This window comes from Silvania confinis, assembly GCF_025564085.1.
Taxonomy (GTDB): Bacteria; Pseudomonadota; Gammaproteobacteria; order Enterobacterales; family Enterobacteriaceae; genus Enterobacter; species Enterobacter confinis.
Genome location: NZ_JAMGZJ010000048.1, coordinates 1 through 480, shown reverse-complemented (window position 1 = coordinate 480; position 480 = coordinate 1). Strand labels below are relative to the sequence as shown.

General features: G+C 66.9%; 1 pseudogene. It reads right to left on the bottom strand.

From position 1 onward, the window contains the following. Positions 1-92: 92 nt before the first annotated feature. Positions 93-480 (bottom strand): annotated as a pseudogene (locus M8013_RS00215) (NADP-specific glutamate dehydrogenase); the annotation flags it as partial.

Here is a 480-nt window from a genome sequence, read left to right as displayed (position 1 = left end):
GCACGGAGACCACGCCGCGTCCCGCGGAATAACCGCCACAAGGAAAAACGGGGCTCCCCTGGAGCCCCGTTTTTTTCCTCTATGGGACGACCTCAGACCACGCCCTGCGCCAGCATCGCATCGGCGACCTTGACGAAGCCGGCGATGTTCGCCCCCTTCACGTAGTTGACCCGCCCCTGCTCCTCGCCGTACAGCAGGCAGGCATGGTGGATCGACTGCATGATGCCGTGCAGCTTGGTATCCACCTCGCCCTCGCTCCAACGCAGGCGCATGGCGTTCTGCGACATCTCCAGACCGCTCACCGCCACCCCGCCGGCGTTCGACGCCTTGCCCGGCGCGTAGAGGATGCCGGCCTCGAGGAACAGGTCGACGGCTTCCAGGGTCGAGGGCATGTTGGCGCCTTCGGCGACACAGACGCAGCCGTTGGCCAGCAGGCGCCGCGCATCCTCGGCATCCAGTTCGTTCTGGGTCGCGCAGGGC